The organism is Oceanococcus atlanticus, assembly GCF_002088235.1.
Taxonomy (GTDB): Bacteria; Pseudomonadota; Gammaproteobacteria; order Nevskiales; family Oceanococcaceae; genus Oceanococcus; species Oceanococcus atlanticus.
On the sequence record NZ_AQQV01000005.1, the window covers coordinates 26580 to 43751 of the forward strand.

Sequence of the window (17172 nt, forward strand, 5' to 3'; positions counted from 1 at the left end):
CGGATCAGGACGGTTCCGGTGTGTGTGCGTTTTCCGGCCATTCGAGCAGGTGCGTGTAGAGCACCAGATACAGCGCGACGAAAGCCATGCTGCCGGAGACCAACACAGCTGTATGGCCGAAGCAGAAGGTTGCCAGTGCAGCCGGTAGTGCCGCCAGTATCAGCAGGCGCGGAGCGGATGAATGCCGCAACACGCCCGGCTGCCGACGATCCCGGGCAAAAAACAGATGGTGCAAATGTTCCACGTCGGGATGGAACAGAGATTCGTTGCGGCGGCGCCGGCGAATCATCGAGAACACGGTTTCCCAGGTTGGGTAAATGAGCAGCGTCAGTGCGTACCAAGGTGATACGTCCGGGCTGCCGGCTACGACCAATGCGGCCACAGCGCCGAGAGAAGCGCCATTGAAGTACGCCCCGCAATCACCCAGGAAGATCTTGCCAAACGGGTAATTGAGCAGCAAAAAGCCGATATTGGCGCCAGCCATGGTCAGGGCAAGCAGTCCCAGTGGCGCTTGATCGGTCTGAATGGCCACGTAAGCCAGTGACGCATGGCTGAGCGCGGCAACCCCACCACTCAGGCCGTTTTGGCCATCAATCAGATTGAACGCATGGGTCATGCCGGTGACCGCGAAAACGAAGAACAAGACGCCGAACACGCTGTGGCTCAGCAGCCAGTCGAACGGTGCGATCCCAATCTCGAAGATACCGACGCCGCCATTGGCCACGCTGAAGAACAGGGCGGCGAATGCGGTGCCGAAGTAGCGTGCCAGAGGAGGCAAATTGCGCCGGAAATCTTCGTACATACCAACCGCGGCGACCATCGACAGGCAGGCCCACAAAGACCACAGCAGCTTGGCCGAGGCATCGTCGATGAAATTTGATTGCAGAGTCAGGCAGATCAGGCCGGCAACAAACAGTGCACTACCGCCAAGGCGCGGCACTTCGCCCTGGTGTAGTTCGTGGCAGGCACCATCCTCGCGTTTGCCGCTGATGTGCACATGCCAGTGTTGTGTCGCGACCAGCAAAAAGCACACCACGAAGGCGATTGCTGTGGCCAGGCAAAAGATCAACGCAGTCATGAATCCGGGGCCCCCTAAAGCGACCCAGCTCCCACAATTCTTTTTTAGACCGGCAAGTATACGCGAAGGTATTAAAATTAAGAAGATACAGCGTTTTTATCGGGTGGTTTGTTCGATAATGAAACGCGGTCGCGCTTTGATTTCGGCATACATCTTGCCGAGGTACTCACCGATGATCCCGAGGCACAGAATCTGTACGCCACCGAGGAAGTACGTGGGTAACACTGTGGATGCCCAGCCGGGTACGGCGCTATCGCCCAGCAATGCAACGGCCAGTACCCAGGCGCTCATCGCTGAGGTGACACAGAAAATCGCCATGCCCATGATGCCGATCAGGCGCAACGGCACCATGGAAAACGAGGTGATGCCGTCCAGGGCGAAGCTGAGCATGCGCTTGAGCGGATACTTGGACACCCCGGCATGGCGCTCGTGGCGTTCGTAGAAGACTTTGCCCGAGGGGAAACCGAGTAGCGGGATGATGCCGCGCAGAAACAGATTGGTTTCGCCAAACTGCTTGAGATGCTCGATAGCGCGGCGACTGAGCAGGCGGTAGTCGGCGTGGTTATCAACCACTTCGGCGCCCATCAGGTGCATGAAGCGGTAGAACGCCAATGCGGTGTTGCGCTTGAAGGCGGTGTCGCTCTCGCGACCTTTGCGCACCCCATAGACCACGTCCTTGCCATTGGAAAAAGCGTCCAGCATCTCCGGGATCACGGCCAGGTCGTCCTGCAGATCAGCGTCCACGGTGATCACGGCGTCACCTTCGACATGCAGCAATCCGGCCAGCAGGGCGCGCTGGTGCCCGCAGTTGCGTGACAGTTTGATGCCGGCGGTGTGAGCATGCGTTGCAGACAGCTCTTCGATCAACGACCAGGTGGTGTCGGCGCTGCCATCGTCCACGAAGTAGATCAGGCTGTCGCTGCTGATGCGTCCAGCTTCGATCAATTGGCTGACAATCTCGAGCAGTCGCGTGTGCGTTTCGCGCAGCACTTCGGCTTCGTTGTAGCAGGGCACAACCAGTGCGAGCTGTTTCATGGTGATCAAACCTTGTGCGCCGCATAGGTCCAGCGGCGATTGGCGACAAAATTCCACACTAGCACCACGCCGGTGGCCACGATCTGGGCCAGCAGGTAGTGGGCGGTGGCTATGGCGGTCATTAAGTACATGATCAGCGTGTTCAGGGCCAAGCCAGCCATGGCGATGAGCATGAAGCGCGGCAGAGCACGGCGGTGTGGCACCCGACTGTCAAAGGTGTAGCGGTAGTTGGCCGCGTAGTTGAATACGGCGCTCAGACTGTACGCCGCCACGGAGGCTGCGACTGGCGGCGCACTCAGCCCTTCAACCAGCGCAATCAGCAGCAGGTACATCAAGGCGGTGGCAATGCCACCGACGCCGGCAAAGCGTACGAACTGTCCGAGCATGGCTACTTCACAACATCCACCAGCCGGGCAACCAGTGCAGATATTTGAAGTACCAGGCCGGCCAGTGCAATCCGGATATGGCCGGGAAGAACACCACGAACAGTGTGCCGGCCAGAGCCACGCTGGCCCAGGGCAGGTAACGTCCCCAGCGCGCATCGGCGGGATAACGCGCCAGCGTCACGCCAAGCAGCAGGATCAGAAAGGGCACCACCGGATAGTAGTGGTAGATAAAGCTGGCGCGTGCGATGCCGGCCCATGGCAGGTACAGCGCGGTGATGCTGCCGAGCAGCCAGATGCGGTCGCGGATTGGCCACTGCAGGTGGCGCCCGAACAGGGCAATTACGCCTGCCAATCCGCCCCACCACACCAGCGGGTTGCCCATCAGGGTGATGGAGCTGCGCAGCGGCGCCTGGGCATCGCTGACATACAGCCACAAAGGTTTGAGAATCAATGGCCAGGTGAAGAATGCCGACTGGAAGGCATGGGTGCTTTTCAGCTTGGCATGGTAGTCGTACATGTCGACCTGCGACTTCCAAACCTGGCGGGCCCCCTCCAGTGAAAGCCAGTCCGGTGCCTGCGACAGACAACGCAGAAACGGGATGTAGCTGGTGTAATAGACCGCCAGCGGTACAAGGCCCAAAGCCAGGCCGGCGGCCATGGTCATGCGTGCGCCGCGCTGCCATGGGTAAGCCTGTCTCAGCGTGGCCAGCAGGCTGATCGCGAAAAAGACGAAGACGCCGAAGCCGAAATACAGCGCACTCCATTTGGTTGCGATCGCTGCGCCCAGAAACAGACCGGCGAACAACAGCGATGGGCTCAGTTTCCAGCCGTCCAGCCAGTGCCGTTGCGGCTGACAGAATGCGCGCCACAGACACAGCGCAGCAAGCAGCAGAAACAGAATCAGAAAGTCATCAATGGTGGCGTAACGGCCCAGCGAAAAGCGTGAAAACTCGAACAGGCCCAGCAGTCCGGTGATCCACATGGCGCGGCTTGAGCCGGTCAGCAGCCAGGCGCCCCAGATCAGGGCCAGCACGGTCAGTGAGGTGGCGATGACGCCGGCCATGCGCATGCCCCACGGGGTCATGCCGAAATGATCGATACCCCAGGAAATCAGCCACTTGCCCAGTGGCGGGTGGGTGGTTTCGTAGATATCCAGGCGGTGCAGGTATTCGTAGGCCGTGCGCGCATGGTAAATCTCATCGAACTCGGTGCTGTTCAGATAGCCTTGATCGGGTATCCATGTGGCGGGTTCGTCAATCAACGCCATGCGTTGGTTGGCCTGCACGGCCTGAGGCACCAGCGGCTGGTTGTCCGCATCCAGCAAGGCAATCTCATTGATCCGCAGCGGCCGCGAGACCCGGGTGATATTGAAACGAAACACGCGTGCAGGTGGCGCATTTTTCAACTTCAGCTCGTACAGGTCGTAAAAGGTTTTCAGTTCCTCTTCCGCGCTGATCTTGATCCAGTCGTCACGGAACTTTTGCTCCAGCACGGCTTTACCCTGCCCCTCGCCGATGAACACCATCAGGCGTTTGGGGCTAACCGGCGTTTCAAATCGCAGGGTGATCTTTTCAGCCTGCTCGAAAAGACTGCCGGACACCGGATAATTCTTGTTGCCCAGTGCGAAGCTGCCGACCAGCAAGGCGGCGCTGCCCAATACGGCATAAGGCATGAGGTGGGCTGGCCTGAAAGCCTCGCGTTGCAGGGGTTGTTGCGCCACAGGCGGCGTGGTGCGGTACAGCGTGCGCAGCCAGTTGCCCAGGCGTTCAAGTTGCTGCGGCGCACGCCAGGCCATCAGGGAGAAGACCGTAATGACCAGGTTGTAGGCGGAGATGAAGCGCAGCAGGCCGGCATCTTTGGGTGCGATGCTGTCCAGGGTGACGTAGTGGTGGTAGACAAAGCCCATGTTGGCGAGCACACCGATGCTCCACAGCAGCACCATCCACTGTGCTTCGCGCCGCGACACCACCAGTGCCAGCATCGGGATGATGTTGAGGATGTAGCGTTCATGCATGCGCGGCGCAAACATGAAGAAGGCGATGGCGGTCATCGCCCAGGCCCAGCCGTATAGCTCGCCGCGCTGGCTGATGCTGAGACTCTGGCGGCCGGCCAGTCCGGTGCGCACGCCGATGGCAGTCATCAGGCCGCCGGCAATCAGCATGGCCCAGGTCTGCGCGGCCAGGCCCAGGAAGCTGCCGGGGTCGCGGGCCCAGTTCCAGCCCAGCAAAGCCCACAGGTTGTAGGCGTTGACGGTCAGGTAGTCGTAGGTTTCCGCCGTGCTGAAGTACAGCTTGAGAATCCAGTCCGGTTCCTGGTTGAGTGCGAACGGGGCCACCACAACGGCAAAGCTGATCAGGCCAAGTGCGGCTTGCGTGAGCGTGCTGCGTAGCGGTTGCGAAACCAGCACGCTGATGCCAAAGACATAAGCAAAGAACAGCGCCTGTGGCTTGAAGGCCACGGCCAGGCCGATCAGCAGGCTGGCGGCCCACAGACGCTGGACTCGCCAGTGCATCCAGCTGGCGATCAGCAGCAAGGCCAGTATGGGTTCAGTCTGCCCCCACAGCGCCGAATCGAAAATGATCGCCGGATTGAGCCAGTACAGGCTGGCCAGAAACAGCGGTGCAATACGCGCCCGGTCCTCGCCGGGAATTCCGCGGGTGGCGCGCAGCAGCAGCAGGGCTACAGCGGTATCGGCCAGCAGTGCGGGGGTTTTGATCAGGGCAACGAAATGCCCGCTGCTTTCCAGTCCGAAAAAGCGAACAAGCGCGCCGATCGCGCCCAGCACGTACATGTACAGCGGCGGATAATCGGCGAAGTAGCCGTCTTCGTAGATTTTCAGCGGCGCGGCCGGGTCGCTGAGCTTGAGCGCCCAGGCTTTGTAGGTGCCGATGTCGTAGTGAAAGCCGCCATCCCACAGCAGCGGCAGACGGATCAGCAGGCCCAGGCCGAGCCAGGCAAGGATCAGGGTGCCGTCGCGGGTCAGCCAGCTGGGGCCGTTGACGTTGTGCAGGCGATCCCGGGCGAAAAACAGGGCCAGGAAGGGAAGGCCGTAGAGCAGAATGAAGGCCTGCGGGCTCATGGCGAAGTCAGCGTGTTAGGAAGCCGGCATGATAAACGGAAGCGGTGGGCGGGGCGTGTAGCCGTTTGCAAAACGTGCTCAAGTACTCCATGTATCGCTTGTCATCGGCCGTCCAGGCCTCTGATAGTTTTCCAAAGGGCTACACGCGTACCTGGTCTGTTGCGCTTAGCCTAGCGCGTTCAGAATCCGGACGGTCGGTTCGGCCTTGTTCAAGCTGTAAAAGTGCAGCTCATCCACACCGCCCGAGCGCAGCTGCTGGCACAGGCGGGTGGTGACGGCGTGACCCAGTTCGATCAGCGCGTCCGTGTTGTCGCCGCCATCCAGGGCGGCAAGCTGCTGGCGCAACCAGCGCGGGATTTCGGCGCCGCAGGCGTCGGAAAAACGCGCCAGCTGGGCGTAATTGGTGATCGGCATGATGCCTGGCACGATGGGGATGCGGACCCCGGCCGCACGCGCACGCTCGACAAAGTCGAAATAGCCGTCGGCATTGAAAAAATATTGGGTGATGGCCACATCGGCGCCGGCTTCGACCTTGCGTACGAAATTGTCGAGATCGGCCTGAGCCGAGCGCGCCTGAGGGTGAACCTCCGGATAGCCCGCCACCGAGATATGGAAATGCGCCCCGTGCTCGGCACGGATGAAACTGACCAGCTCGTTGGCGTAGCGGAATTCACCCGGCGAGTGCATGCCCGAGGGGATGTCGCCGCGCAGTACGACCAGGCGCTTTACGCCGATGTCGCGGTAACGCTGCAGCAGCGTGTTGACCCCTTCACGGGTGGCCGAGATGCAGCTGATGTGCGGGGTGGCGTTGTGGCCGTCCTCGCTGATCGCCTTGACCGTGTCGAACGTGCCTTCCAGGGTGGAGCCACCTGCGCCAAAGGTCACCGAGAAATATTCCGGATCGAAGGCTGCCAGCTCGCGCCAGGTCTGACGCAGATTGTCGCGTCCTTTGTCGGTGCGCGGGGGGAAGAATTCGAAGCTGTATTTCATGGGGCGATATAGGTAGGAAGGATGCGTTGCGCACCAGCAAGCCGCGCCCTTGTGATGCAAGAGCGCGGCTCGTTACGGCAGCGGATCAGTAGCGGTAGTGATCCGGCTTGTACGGGCCAGCCACCGGTACGCCGATGTAGCCGGCCTGCTTGTCGCTCAGCTTGGTCAGCTTGGCACCGAGTTTTTGCAGGTGCAGTTCGGCGACCTTCTCGTCCAGGTGCTTGGGCAGCACATAGACGTTCTTGTCGTACTGATCACCCTTGGTGAACAGCTCGATCTGGGCCAGCACCTGATTGGTGAAGGAGTTGGACATCACGAAGCTGGGGTGGCCGGTGGCGCAGCCCAGGTTCACCAGCCGACCTTCGGCGAGCAGGATGATGCGTTTGCCATCGGGGAAGATCACATGATCAACCTGCGGCTTGATGTTCTCCCACTCGTACTGGTTGAGGCTGGCGCAATCGATCTCGTTGTCGAAGTGGCCGATGTTGCAGACGATGGCCTGATCCTTCATCGCTTTCATGTGATCGTGGGTGATCACGTGGAAGTTGCCGGTGGCGGTGACGAAGATGTCGGCCTGGCTGGCGGCATCATCCATGGTCACCACGCGGAAGCCTTCCATGGCGGCTTGCAGGGCGCAGATCGGGTCGATTTCGGTCACCCACACGGTGGCGCCAAGGCCACGCAACGACTGGGCGCAGCCCTTGCCGACGTCGCCATAGCCGGCGACCACGGCGATCTTGCCGGCAATCATCACATCGGTGGCACGCTTGATGCCGTCGACCAGGGATTCACGGCAGCCGTAGAGGTTGTCGAACTTGGACTTGGTGACAGAATCGTTGACGTTGATGGCCGGGAACGGCAGCTCGCCGTCATTGCGCATCTGGTACAGGCGGGCCACACCCGTGGTGGTTTCTTCGGTCACGCCCTGAATGCTGGCCAGGGTGCGCGAGTAGAAGCCCGGGTTGTCGCTTAGACGCTGCTTGATCGAAGCGAACAGCGCTTCTTCTTCTTCGCTCTCCGGATTGTTGAGCACGCTGGCGTCTTTTTCCGCTTTGGCGCCGAGGATCAGCAGCAGGGTCGCGTCGCCACCGTCATCCAGGATCATGTTCGGCGCGCCGCCGTCGTCCCACTGCATGATGCGGTGGGTGTATTCCCAGTAATCGCTCAGCGACTCGCCCTTGTAGGCAAACACCGGCGTGCCGGTGGCTGCGATGGCCGCAGCGGCGTGATCCTGGGTCGAGAAGATGTTGCACGAGGCCCAGCGCACGTCGGCGCCCAGCGCCTTGAGGCTCTCGATCAGCACCGCGGTCTGGATGGTCATGTGCAGCGAGCCGGCGATGCGTGCGCCCTTCAGCGGCTGGCTGGCGGCGAATTCTTTACGCACCGCCATCAGGCCCGGCATTTCGGTTTCGGCGATGGCGATTTCTTTACGTCCGAAGTCGGCCTGGCTCATGTCGGCGACGACGTAATCGTTTTTCAGTTGTTCAGCAGGAGTGCTCATATCTGGCTCCGTTGGTATACGTTGGTTTGGCGAGTCGCGACAGGGCTTTACAGCCCGGCGTCTGCGCGCAGGGCGTCAGCCTTGTCGGTGCGCTCCCAGGGGAAGGCGATGAAGGTGTCGTTGCCGTAAGTCATTTCCACCGGCTCGCGACCAAAGTGGCCGTAGGCGGCGGTGGCCTGGTACATCGGGTGCAGCAGGTCGAGCATGCGGCTGATGGCGTAAGGACGCAGGTCGAAATGCTGGCGCACCAGGGTTTCGATGCGGTCATCAGCAATCTTGCCGGTGCCGAAAGTGGTCACCGAGATGGAGGTCGGCTCGGCCACGCCGATGGCGTAGCTGACCTGAATCTCGCATTTGTCGGCCAGTCCCGCCGCGACAATGTTCTTGGCCACATAGCGCCCGGCATAGGCGGCGCTGCGGTCAACTTTCGAGGGGTCCTTGCCGGAGAACGCACCGCCACCGTGACGGGCCATGCCACCGTAGGTGTCGACGATGATCTTGCGCCCGGTCAGGCCGCAGTCGCCAACCGGACCGCCGATGATGAACTGACCAGTCGGGTTGATGTGGTACTTGGTTTCACCGCTCAGCAGATCGGCCGGCAGCACCTTCTTGATGATCAGCTCCATCACCGCTTCGCGCAGATCCGATTGCGAGATGTCCGGGTTGTGCTGGGTCGACAGCACCACCGCGTCGATACCAACCGGCTTGCCGTCGCGGTAGCGCAGGCTGACCTGAGATTTGGCGTCGGGGCGTAGCCACGCCAGTTCGCCGGATTTGCGCACCTCGCTCTGGCGTTCGACCAGACGATGGGCGAACTGCACCGGTGCGGGCATCAGCGCGTCGGTTTCGTTGCAGGCGTAGCCGAACATCAGGCCTTGGTCACCAGCGCCCTGATCTTCCGGTCGCGAGCGGTCCACGCCCTGGGCAATGTCCACACTCTGCTTGCCGATCAGGTTCATCACCGCACAGGTGGCGCCATCAAAGCCGACGTCAGATGAGGTGTAGCCGATGTCGGTGATGACTTTGCGCACCAGATCTTCCAGATCCACCCAGGCTGAGGTGGTGATCTCGCCGGCCACAATCGCCACGCCAGTCTTGACCAGCGTTTCGCAGGCTACGCGTGCGTGCTTGTCCTGATCGAGGATGGCGTCCAGGACCGCGTCGGAAATCTGGTCGGCAACCTTGTCGGGATGACCCTCGGACACCGATTCGGAGGTGAAGAGATAATCTTGGGACATGCGCTTATATCTGTTTATCCGGATAGAGAGATAATCATGTCCCGCTCGGGCCATGAATGCAAGTGTTTTTGGTTGCCGGGGCGCTCCACAGGCTCAGCCTTTGACCTGTGACAGGCAGCGCGCGAGACTGTGCACCTGTTCCGAGCGAAACTTGTAAGCCATGGTTTTGACCCCTTCGCGCATGATGCCTCTGGGCACGCAAGCGCCTGATTTCACCTTGCCGGATACGCTATCGGGCCAGGATGTCAGTCTTGAGTCGGTCCGCGGTGAAGTGGCCACGCTGGTGATGTTCATTTGCAACCACTGCCCCTATGTCAAACACATCGAGGCGGAGTTGGTGAGGCTTGGTCAGGACTACGCTGGCCCGGGCGTCGGTGTGGTTGCGATCAGTGCCAACGATGCCGAAAGTTACCCGGATGATGGCCCCGAGCGCATGGCCGAGATCGGCCGCCAGCTGGGCTACGAGTTTCCCTACTTATACGACCAGAGCCAGCAGGTGGCGCGGGCCTACGGCGCTGAATGCACGCCGGATTTTTTCATCTTCGATGCCGAGCTGAAATGTGTGTACCGCGGCCAGCTGGATGACTCACGCCCGGGCAATGGCGAGCCGGTCAGCGGGCGTGATATCCGTGCGGCGCTGGATGCGCTGATTGCTGGTGAGGCGGTCAGCGGCGAACAGAAGCCCAGCGTCGGCTGCAACATCAAGTGGAAGTAAAGCCCGGCCCCTGATGCCAGCGCCAGGCGCTGCGCAGGATGGTGTCCAGGTCGCTGTGCACGCAATGCCAGCCCAGAATCTGGTTGGCGCGGCCCGGGTTGGCGATCAGCGTGGGCGGGTCGCCGGCGCGCGCCGGGCGAATCTGGCGAGGGATTTCGCGCCCGACCACAGCCTGCGCGGCTTCCAGCACTTCAAGCACGCTGTAGCCGTGCCCCAGCCCGAGATTGAACACATCACTGTGGCCGGCTGGCAGGTTGGCAAGATGCTCGGCCGCGCGTAGATGGGCGCTGACCAGATCCTGCACATGGATGTAGTCGCGCACGCAGGTGCCGTCCGCTGTGGGGTGCTCGGTGCCGAACAGTTGCAGCGTGAAATCGCCCTGCGCCATGGAGCGCAGAATATTCGGAATCAGGTGGGTTTCCGGCTCATGCGCCTCACCGATCAGGCCAGACGCATGTGCCCCGGCGGCGTTGAAATAACGCAGGCTGGTGGTGCGCAGCCCATAGGCGGCCGCGTAGTCGGCGATCATCTGCTCCATGAACAGCTTGGTGCGCCCATACGGCGAGATCGGCCGGGTTGGCGCGGATTCGTCAATCGGCACGACTTCGGGGGTGCCGTAAACCGCCGCGGTTGAAGAGAAGATCAGGCGGCTGCAACGGTGACGGCGCATCGCCTCCAGCACTTGCATGGTGCCGCTCAGATTGGTCTGGTAGTACAGCTGCGGGTTGCTCAGCGATTCCGGAATGATCGACTTGGCGGCGAAATGGATGACCACGTCGGCCTGTGAGGTTTCCAGTGCCTGGTCCAGCGCAGCGGGGTCCAGCAGGCTGCCCTCGATCAGTAATTCGGCTGGAATGGCGCCCCGATGACCGGTCGACAGATCATCCAGCACGCGCACCTCGTGCCCCTGATCGAGCAAAAGCCGCGTCATGTGCGAGCCGATGTAGCCCGCGCCGCCGACGACCAGCGTTTTCATTCAGAACCTTGGCATTTGTTATGGGTTGTGCATTATGGCCATTGCATGCCAAACGGTACAAAACCATGTTGTGTGAACTTCCTCCCAAAGATGTGCTGACCGCAGCCGACGCGTTTCCTGACCCGTTGCTTGATCAGGTGCCTGAGGGTGAGCAGGAGATCGTGCTGGCCGGCGGTTGCTTCTGGTGCGTTGAGGCGGTCTACCTCAAGGTGGCGGGAGTGATCCGGGTTGAATCGGGCTACGCCGGCGGGGACCCCAGCCGGGCCGACTACCGCAGTGTGTGCACCGGGCTGACCGGACATGCCGAGGTGGTGCGCATTCGTTACGACTCGACCCGGACTTCGCTGGGCCAGTTGCTCAAGGTGTTCTTTGCGGTGGCTCATGATCCGACCCAGCTCAATCGGCAGGGCAATGACCGCGGCACTCAGTACCGTTCGGCGGTGTTCTTTGCCAACGATGAGCAACGTCAGGTGGTGCGTGCCTACATTGACCAGCTGGATGCGGCGGGCAAGTTTTCCAGCCCCATCGTGACCACCCTGGAACCGCTCAAGCAGTTTCACCCGGCTGAGGATTACCACCAGAACTACGCCGCGCTGAATCCTGGCCAGCCTTATATTCAGGCGGTGGCGTTGCCCAAGGTCGACAAGCTCAAGCAGGTGTTTGCCGACAAGTTGAAAGGGTCGGATTGAATCGAGCGCGTGGTGCCTGCCTGAGCGCGCTTTGACCTGCGCTTTGGGCCTGCGGCTGCAGCTAACCCATCGGTCAGCTTGCCGAAAAACGCCGATTTCAGCGACAATACGCCCCCATTCTGTCGCGTGCCAGCGGCATAATCTCAGAGAAATCAATGACTTCCAGAACCACTCTGGCCAACGCAATTCGCGCATTGGCGATGGATGCGGTGCAGAAAGCCAACTCCGGACACCCCGGCATGCCGATGGGTATGGCCGACATGGCGGAGGTGTTGTGGAACGACTACCTCAAGCACAACCCGAGCGATCCCAGTTGGCCTGACCGCGACCGCTTCGTGGTCTCCAATGGCCACGGTTCCATGTTGCTCTATGCCTTGCTGCATCTGAGCGGCTATGACCTGCCGATGGAGGAGTTGAAAAACTTCCGGCAGATGAACTCCAAGACCCCGGGCCATCCTGAATTCGGCATCACTCCGGGCGTGGAAACCACCACCGGCCCGCTGGGGCAGGGCCTGGCCAATGCCGTGGGCATGGCCCTGGGTGAGCGCCTGATGGCGGCCGAGTTCAACCGTGACGCGCTCAACATCGTTGACCACTACACCTATGTGTTCACCGGTGACGGTTGCCTGATGGAAGGCATCAGCCACGAGGCCTGCTCGCTGGCCGGCACGCTGGGGCTGGGCAAGCTCATCGTGCTTTACGATGACAACAACATTTCCATCGACGGTGAAGTGCCGGGCTGGTTTGCCGACGACACCGGTGGTCGCTTCGAAGCCTATGGCTGGCAGGTGATCCGCAATGTCGACGGGCACAACCCGGAAGAGGTCAAGCTGGCCTTGCAGAGCGCTCGCGAAGACGCCGAGCGCCCGACCCTGATCCAGTGCAAGACGCTGATCGGCTTTGGCAGCCCCAACAAGCAGGGCACCGAGTCGACACACGGCGCACCGCTGGGCGATGACGAAATCGCGGCGACTCGCCAGCACATTGGCTGGCCGCATCCGCCGTTTGAAATCCCGGCGGACGTCAAAACCGGCTGGGATGCGCGCGAGCGCGGTGCAGCGGCGCAATCGGAATGGCAGGGCCTGTTCGATCGCTATGCCAAGGCTCATCCGGAACTGGCTGCGGAATTCCGTCGTCGCATGTCGGGTGAACTGCCGGACGATTTTGGCGCCGCCTGCGAGGCCGAGTTGCAGCGCATCCAGGATGCGGCCGAGACCGTTGCCACCCGCAAGGCATCATTGCAGGCCCTGAACGTGCTTGGCCCCAAACTGCCCGAGTTGCTCGGCGGTTCGGCTGACCTGACCGGTTCCAACCTGACCCTGTTCAAGGATGCCAAGGGTGTGACCCCGGATGATGTATCCGGGCAGTACATCTACTACGGCGTGCGCGAATTCGGCATGTCGGCCATCATGAATGGTCTGGCCCTGCATGGCGGGTTTATTCCCTACGGCGGCACCTTCCTGACCTTCTCCGACTACGCGCGCAACGCCGTGCGCATGGCCGCGCTGATGAATCAGGGCAGTATCTTTGTCTACACCCACGACTCGATTGGTTTGGGTGAGGACGGCCCCACCCACCAGCCGATCGAGCATGTGGCCAGCCTGCGCCTGATTCCCAATCTGGAAACCTGGCGGCCCTGTGATGCGGTGGAAACCTTTGCCGCCTGGCAGCATTCCATTGCACGTCGCAATGGCCCGGCCGCGCTGGCCCTGACCCGTCAGAACGTGCCGGCCAACGAACGTACGGCGGACCAGCTGGCGGCCATCGAGCGCGGTGGTTATGCCCTGGTTGACGGCGGCGAGACGCCGCAGGCCGTGATTATGGCGTCCGGCTCCGAAGTGGAACTGGCGGTCAAAGCGGCGGCTCAGCTGGGTGAAAAAGGCATGCCGGTGCGGGTGGTTTCCGTGCCCTGCCTGGATCGTTTCATGGCCCAGGACAAAGCCTGGCGCGACAGCGTTATTCCGCCTTCGGTCAAAGCCCGTCTGGCCATTGAGGCCGGTGTACCGGACAGCTGGTGGCGTCTGGTCGGTGATCACGGCGACGTGGTCGGCATGACCACCTACGGCGAATCCGCCCCGGCGGGTGAACTGTTCAAGCATTTCGGTTTCACGGTGGACAACGTCGTGAGCCGCATGGAATCCCTGCTCGGCTGAGGCCGGGCGATACGCGATACGAAGGATTGAAGAGATGACAGTAAAAGTCGGGATTAACGGTTTCGGCCGCATCGGCCGCAATGTGCTCCGCGCGGCGGTGCAGAACTTTGGCGACATTGAGATCGTCGGTATCAACGATCTGTTGGAGCCGGACTACCTGGCTTACATGCTGAGCTACGACTCGGTGCATGGCCGCTTCAAGGGCGACGTGTCGGTTGAAGGCGGTCATCTGGTCGTCAACGGCAAGACCATCCGTCTGACGGCCGAGCGTGACCCGGCGGCGCTGAAGTGGGATGAGATCGGCGCCGAGGTGGTGATCGAATCCACCGGTCTGTTCCTGGATGCCGACTCGGCAGGCAAGCACCTACAGGCCGGCGCCAAGAAGGTCATCATGTCGGCACCGTCCAAGGACGGCACGCCGATGTTTGTCTACGGCGTCAATCACGACACCTACAAGGGCGAAGCGATCATCTCCAATGCGTCCTGCACCACCAACTGTCTGGCCCCGGTGGCCAAGGTGCTGCATGACAAGTGGGGCATCAAGCGTGGTCTGATGACCACCGTGCATGCTGCCACGGCTACCCAGAAAACGGTCGACGGCCCGAGCCAGAAGGACTGGCGCGGCGGTCGCGGCATTCTGGAAAACATCATTCCTTCGTCCACCGGCGCCGCCAAGGCCGTGGGTGTCGTGATTCCGGAGCTGAACAAGAAGCTCACCGGCATGTCCTTCCGCGTGCCGACCTCCGACGTTTCGGTGGTTGATCTGACCGTGGAGCTGAGCAGCAATGCCAGCTACGAAGAGATCTGCGCCGAAATGAAAGCACAGAGCGAAGGCGCTCTGGCCGGTGTGCTTGGCTACACCGAAGACAAAGTCGTGGCGACCGATTTCCGCGGCGAAGTCTGCACCTCGGTGTTTGACGCGGATGCCGGCATCCAGCTCGACGAAACCTTCGTCAAGGTGGTGAGCTGGTACGACAACGAATGGGGTTACTCCAACAAGTGCCTGGAGATGGCCCGCGTCGTTGCGGGTTAAGACCCGCATCCGATGACCGACAAACGTCGTCACCACGACTTCGCGGCCTGGAAGGAAGCGATGGAGTTGGTGACGGCGGTTTACCGTCTGACCGATCAGTTTCCGCCGACCGAGCGTAACGGGCTGGCGGCGGATCTGCGGCGCACGGTGACATCGGTGCCTTCGCTGCTGGCTGAAGGCTCCGCGCGGATGACGCGCGGTGGTCTGGTGACCTACGTGGATGCGGCGCGTGGCGCACTGGCTCAGGTTGAAACCCAGTTGGCCATTGCCTACCGGCTGGAGTTTGCCCCGCCCAATGCCGATATCGACCAGCGCATTCCGCATCTGTTCGAGAAACTCGCCAGCATGATCAAAGTCCTGCAAGCCGAGCAGGCCAACCGAAAAACGTGAACACCATGCCCATACTGCGCATGAATGATCAGGATCTCGCTGCCAAGCGCGTGCTGATTCGTCAGGACCTCAACGTACCCATTGCCAACGGCAAGGTCAGCTCCGATGCGCGGATTCGCGCGTCCCTGCCGACCCTGAAGAAGGCCCTGGATGCGGGCGCTGCGGTGATGGTCGCCTCGCACCTCGGTCGCCCCAAGGAGGGCGTGGTCAGCGAAGAACATTCGCTGGCGCCGGTGGCCGCGCATCTGTCCACCCTGCTTGGTCAGGAGGTGCCGTTGATCAAGAACTGGCGGCAGGGCGTGGATGTGGCGCCGGGGCAACTGGTCATGCTCGAAAACGTGCGTTTCGAGAAAGGCGAGAAGGCCAACGACGAACAGCTTTCGCGTGATCTGGCGGCGTTGTGTGACATTTACGTCATGGATGCCTTCGGCACCGCGCACCGTGCTCAGGCCTCGACGCACGGCGTCGCGCGTTTTGCGCCGGTCGCCTGTGCCGGACCTTTGCTGGCGGCCGAACTGGAAGCGCTGGGCGCGGCCCTGAAAGCCCCCAAGCGACCGCTGGCCGTTATCGTGGGCGGCTCCAAGGTTTCGACCAAACTGGAGTTGCTGGAAAACCTGGCCCAGGTGGCCGACCGCTTGATTCTGGGCGGTGGTATCGCCAACACCTTTCTTGCCGCCGCAGGTCACAAGGTGGGCAAATCCCTGTACGAGCCCGATCTGATCGGCGCGGCCAAGCATGTGATGCGCGTGATGCAGAGTCGCGGTGCGGAAATCCCGCTGCCGGTGGACGTGGTTGCAGCGGTCGAGTTTTCCTCTGAAGCGCATCCGGAGATTCGTCCTGTGGATGAGGTTGAGGACGACGAGATGATCCTCGATGTGGGGCCAAGAACCCGCGAAATTCTGGCCGCCACCCTGGATGGTGCCGGGACCATCGTGTGGAATGGCCCGCTGGGCGTGTTCGAGATCGAGCAGTTTGCCGGCGGGACCGAATCGCTGTCGCGAGCCATCGCCGAGAGTGCCGCATTCTCCATCGCCGGTGGTGGAGACACCCTGGCGGCGATCGACAAGTACGGCATCAAGGATCAGGTGTCCTACATTTCAACCGGTGGCGGTGCGTTTCTGGAATTCATGGAAGGCAAAACGCTGCCAGCGGTGGCAATTCTGGAGGAGCGCGCCGCTTAAATCCGGCTCGCTTTTCCATTTTGACCCTGCGCTGTCCCGCAGGGTAGCTGCCGCTCGTATTGAAACGGTCACAAAATCAAGCCATTATGCTGTTCGTGTTTGACTGCTACGGCGTGACACGAAACCATGACCGGTGCGATTCCCAAACTTCTCAAGCTCAGCGCAGGCGGACTTCCCGTCGCCTGGATCGACTGGCAGCGCGCGGTGTGTCTTTACATGGAAGACAAGGTGCTGTGGGAGGCGGGTGAGCAGGAAATCGTCATCCGTGGCGGTATCAATCGCGCGACCGGGCAGCAGACCCTGTTCAACATGTCCTCGATCATTGCGGTCAACGATCGCTCGCGGATCTGGGAGAGCGGTGGCACGTTCGCCCTGACCCGACGCCGGCTGTATGCCCGCGATCGCGGTTTGTGCCTGTACTGCGGGACCCATCTGTCCGAATCCAGCATGACCATGGACCACGTCAAGCCGCGCGCGCAACGTGGTCATCATTGCTGGGAGAACGTGGTCTCCTCGTGTCGCGCGTGCAATCAGAAAAAAGGTTGCCGCACGCCGGAGGCGGCCAGCATGCCGTTGCTTGCGGTGCCGTATGCGCCGAATGTTGCGGAAATGCTGATTCTGTCGGGCCGTCATGTGATGACCGACCAGATGGATTATCTGGAGCGTTTCCTGGATCTGAACAAGGTGGCCTGAGGCAAAGGAAGCGGCCGGCATGCGCCGACCGCTCC

15 protein-coding genes are annotated in these 17172 nt (G+C 61.4%); 7 read left to right on the forward strand and 8 right to left on the reverse strand.

Annotation, left to right across the window (positions count from 1 at the left end; translation table 11 throughout):
- Nucleotides 1-4 precede the first annotated feature (4 nt).
- From ATO7_RS15435 to metK, 7 genes are all read right to left on the reverse strand, one after another.
- Nucleotides 5-1078: a glycosyltransferase family 4 protein gene (locus tag ATO7_RS15435; RefSeq protein WP_083563315.1), complete on the reverse strand. Its 1074-nt coding sequence runs from the start codon at nucleotides 1076-1078 to the stop codon at nucleotides 5-7.
- A 96-nt stretch (nucleotides 1079-1174) separates the two neighbouring features.
- Nucleotides 1175-2113: a glycosyltransferase family 2 protein gene (locus ATO7_RS15440; protein WP_083563446.1), complete on the reverse strand. Its 939-nt coding sequence runs from the start codon at nucleotides 2111-2113 to the stop codon at nucleotides 1175-1177.
- A 5-nt stretch (nucleotides 2114-2118) separates the two neighbouring features.
- Nucleotides 2119-2499, reverse strand: coding sequence for a GtrA family protein (locus ATO7_RS15445; protein WP_083563316.1), 381 nt, complete (start codon nucleotides 2497-2499; stop codon nucleotides 2119-2121).
- A gap of 7 nt (nucleotides 2500-2506) precedes the next feature.
- Complete coding sequence (locus ATO7_RS15450) at nucleotides 2507-5578, reverse strand: phospholipid carrier-dependent glycosyltransferase (RefSeq protein WP_083563317.1); 3072 nt, start codon at nucleotides 5576-5578, stop codon at nucleotides 2507-2509.
- 165 nt (nucleotides 5579-5743) lie between these two features.
- Nucleotides 5744-6568: a methylenetetrahydrofolate reductase [NAD(P)H] gene (gene metF, locus ATO7_RS15455; RefSeq protein WP_083563318.1), complete on the reverse strand. Its 825-nt coding sequence runs from the start codon at nucleotides 6566-6568 to the stop codon at nucleotides 5744-5746.
- 85 nt (nucleotides 6569-6653) lie between these two features.
- Entirely contained in the window at nucleotides 6654-8069 is a 1416-nt protein-coding gene (gene ahcY / locus ATO7_RS15460; protein ID WP_083563319.1) for an adenosylhomocysteinase, read from the reverse strand.
- Between the two features lie 47 nt (nucleotides 8070-8116).
- Nucleotides 8117-9307 carry a methionine adenosyltransferase gene (metK, locus tag ATO7_RS15465; RefSeq protein ID WP_083563320.1) on the reverse strand — a complete coding sequence of 397 codons (1191 nt, stop codon included), beginning with the start codon at nucleotides 9305-9307 and terminating at the stop codon, nucleotides 8117-8119.
- 160 nt (nucleotides 9308-9467) lie between these two features.
- Here metK and ATO7_RS15470 point away from each other — a divergent pair, with 160 nt between their 5' ends.
- On the forward strand, nucleotides 9468-10022 hold the full coding sequence (locus ATO7_RS15470; RefSeq protein WP_083563321.1) for a thioredoxin family protein: 555 nt from the start codon (nucleotides 9468-9470) through the stop codon (nucleotides 10020-10022).
- Here the strand turns inward: ATO7_RS15470 and galE are convergent.
- Complete coding sequence (gene galE, locus ATO7_RS15475; protein WP_083563322.1) at nucleotides 10009-10998, reverse strand: UDP-glucose 4-epimerase GalE; 990 nt, start codon at nucleotides 10996-10998, stop codon at nucleotides 10009-10011. The two genes, ATO7_RS15470 and galE, sit on opposite strands and share 14 nt — an antisense overlap.
- Before the next feature lie 65 nt (nucleotides 10999-11063).
- On the opposite strand from galE, the gene msrA reads away from it, so the two are divergent.
- The 6 genes from msrA (at nucleotide 11064) to ATO7_RS15505 (ending at nucleotide 17137) form a co-directional block, all read left to right on the forward strand.
- Entirely contained in the window at nucleotides 11064-11687 is a 624-nt protein-coding gene (gene msrA / locus ATO7_RS15480) for a peptide-methionine (S)-S-oxide reductase MsrA (protein WP_083563447.1), read from the forward strand.
- A 155-nt stretch (nucleotides 11688-11842) separates the two neighbouring features.
- A complete protein-coding gene (gene tkt / locus ATO7_RS15485) occupies nucleotides 11843-13840 on the forward strand; it encodes a transketolase (RefSeq protein ID WP_083563323.1) in 1998 nt (665 codons plus the stop codon).
- A 34-nt stretch (nucleotides 13841-13874) separates the two neighbouring features.
- The gene (gene gap, locus ATO7_RS15490) at nucleotides 13875-14873 is read left to right on the forward strand and encodes a type I glyceraldehyde-3-phosphate dehydrogenase (protein WP_083563324.1); all 999 of its coding nucleotides are present in this window, start codon (nucleotides 13875-13877) and stop codon (nucleotides 14871-14873) included.
- A 12-nt stretch (nucleotides 14874-14885) separates the two neighbouring features.
- The gene (locus tag ATO7_RS15495) at nucleotides 14886-15263 is read left to right on the forward strand and encodes a four helix bundle protein (protein WP_083563325.1); all 378 of its coding nucleotides are present in this window, start codon (nucleotides 14886-14888) and stop codon (nucleotides 15261-15263) included.
- Between the two features lie 5 nt (nucleotides 15264-15268).
- Nucleotides 15269-16444 (forward strand): phosphoglycerate kinase, encoded by a 1176-nt coding sequence (locus ATO7_RS15500; RefSeq protein WP_083563448.1) that lies wholly within the window; start codon nucleotides 15269-15271, stop codon nucleotides 16442-16444.
- Nucleotides 16445-16570: 126 nt separating this feature from the next.
- Entirely contained in the window at nucleotides 16571-17137 is a 567-nt protein-coding gene (locus ATO7_RS15505) for an HNH endonuclease (protein ID WP_083563326.1), read from the forward strand.
- Nucleotides 17138-17172: the final 35 nt, after the last annotated feature.

Excerpts from the sequence above, each read along its gene's own strand:
- ATO7_RS15470 (WP_083563321.1), top strand. The coding sequence starts at position 9,468 with ATGGTTTTGACCCCTTCGCGCATGATGCCTCTGGGCACGCAAGCGCCT.
- msrA (WP_083563447.1), top strand. The coding sequence starts at position 11,064 with ATGTTGTGTGAACTTCCTCCCAAAGATGTGCTGACCGCAGCCGACGCG.
- metK (WP_083563320.1), bottom strand. The coding sequence starts at position 9,307 with ATGTCCCAAGATTATCTCTTCACCTCCGAATCGGTGTCCGAGGGTCAT.
- ATO7_RS15495 (WP_083563325.1), top strand. The coding sequence starts at position 14,886 with ATGACCGACAAACGTCGTCACCACGACTTCGCGGCCTGGAAGGAAGCG.
- galE (WP_083563322.1), bottom strand. The coding sequence starts at position 10,998 with ATGAAAACGCTGGTCGTCGGCGGCGCGGGCTACATCGGCTCGCACATG.
- ATO7_RS15440 (WP_083563446.1), bottom strand. The coding sequence starts at position 2,113 with ATGAAACAGCTCGCACTGGTTGTGCCCTGCTACAACGAAGCCGAAGTG.
- ATO7_RS15500 (WP_083563448.1), top strand. The coding sequence starts at position 15,269 with ATGCCCATACTGCGCATGAATGATCAGGATCTCGCTGCCAAGCGCGTG.
- ATO7_RS15450 (WP_083563317.1), bottom strand. The coding sequence starts at position 5,578 with ATGAGCCCGCAGGCCTTCATTCTGCTCTACGGCCTTCCCTTCCTGGCC.
- ATO7_RS15445 (WP_083563316.1), bottom strand. The coding sequence starts at position 2,499 with ATGCTCGGACAGTTCGTACGCTTTGCCGGCGTCGGTGGCATTGCCACC.
- metF (WP_083563318.1), bottom strand. The coding sequence starts at position 6,568 with ATGAAATACAGCTTCGAATTCTTCCCCCCGCGCACCGACAAAGGACGC.
- gap (WP_083563324.1), top strand. The coding sequence starts at position 13,875 with ATGACAGTAAAAGTCGGGATTAACGGTTTCGGCCGCATCGGCCGCAAT.
- ATO7_RS15505 (WP_083563326.1), top strand. The coding sequence starts at position 16,571 with ATGACCGGTGCGATTCCCAAACTTCTCAAGCTCAGCGCAGGCGGACTT.
- tkt (WP_083563323.1), top strand. The coding sequence starts at position 11,843 with ATGACTTCCAGAACCACTCTGGCCAACGCAATTCGCGCATTGGCGATG.
- ATO7_RS15435 (WP_083563315.1), bottom strand. The coding sequence starts at position 1,078 with ATGACTGCGTTGATCTTTTGCCTGGCCACAGCAATCGCCTTCGTGGTG.
- ahcY (WP_083563319.1), bottom strand. The coding sequence starts at position 8,069 with ATGAGCACTCCTGCTGAACAACTGAAAAACGATTACGTCGTCGCCGAC.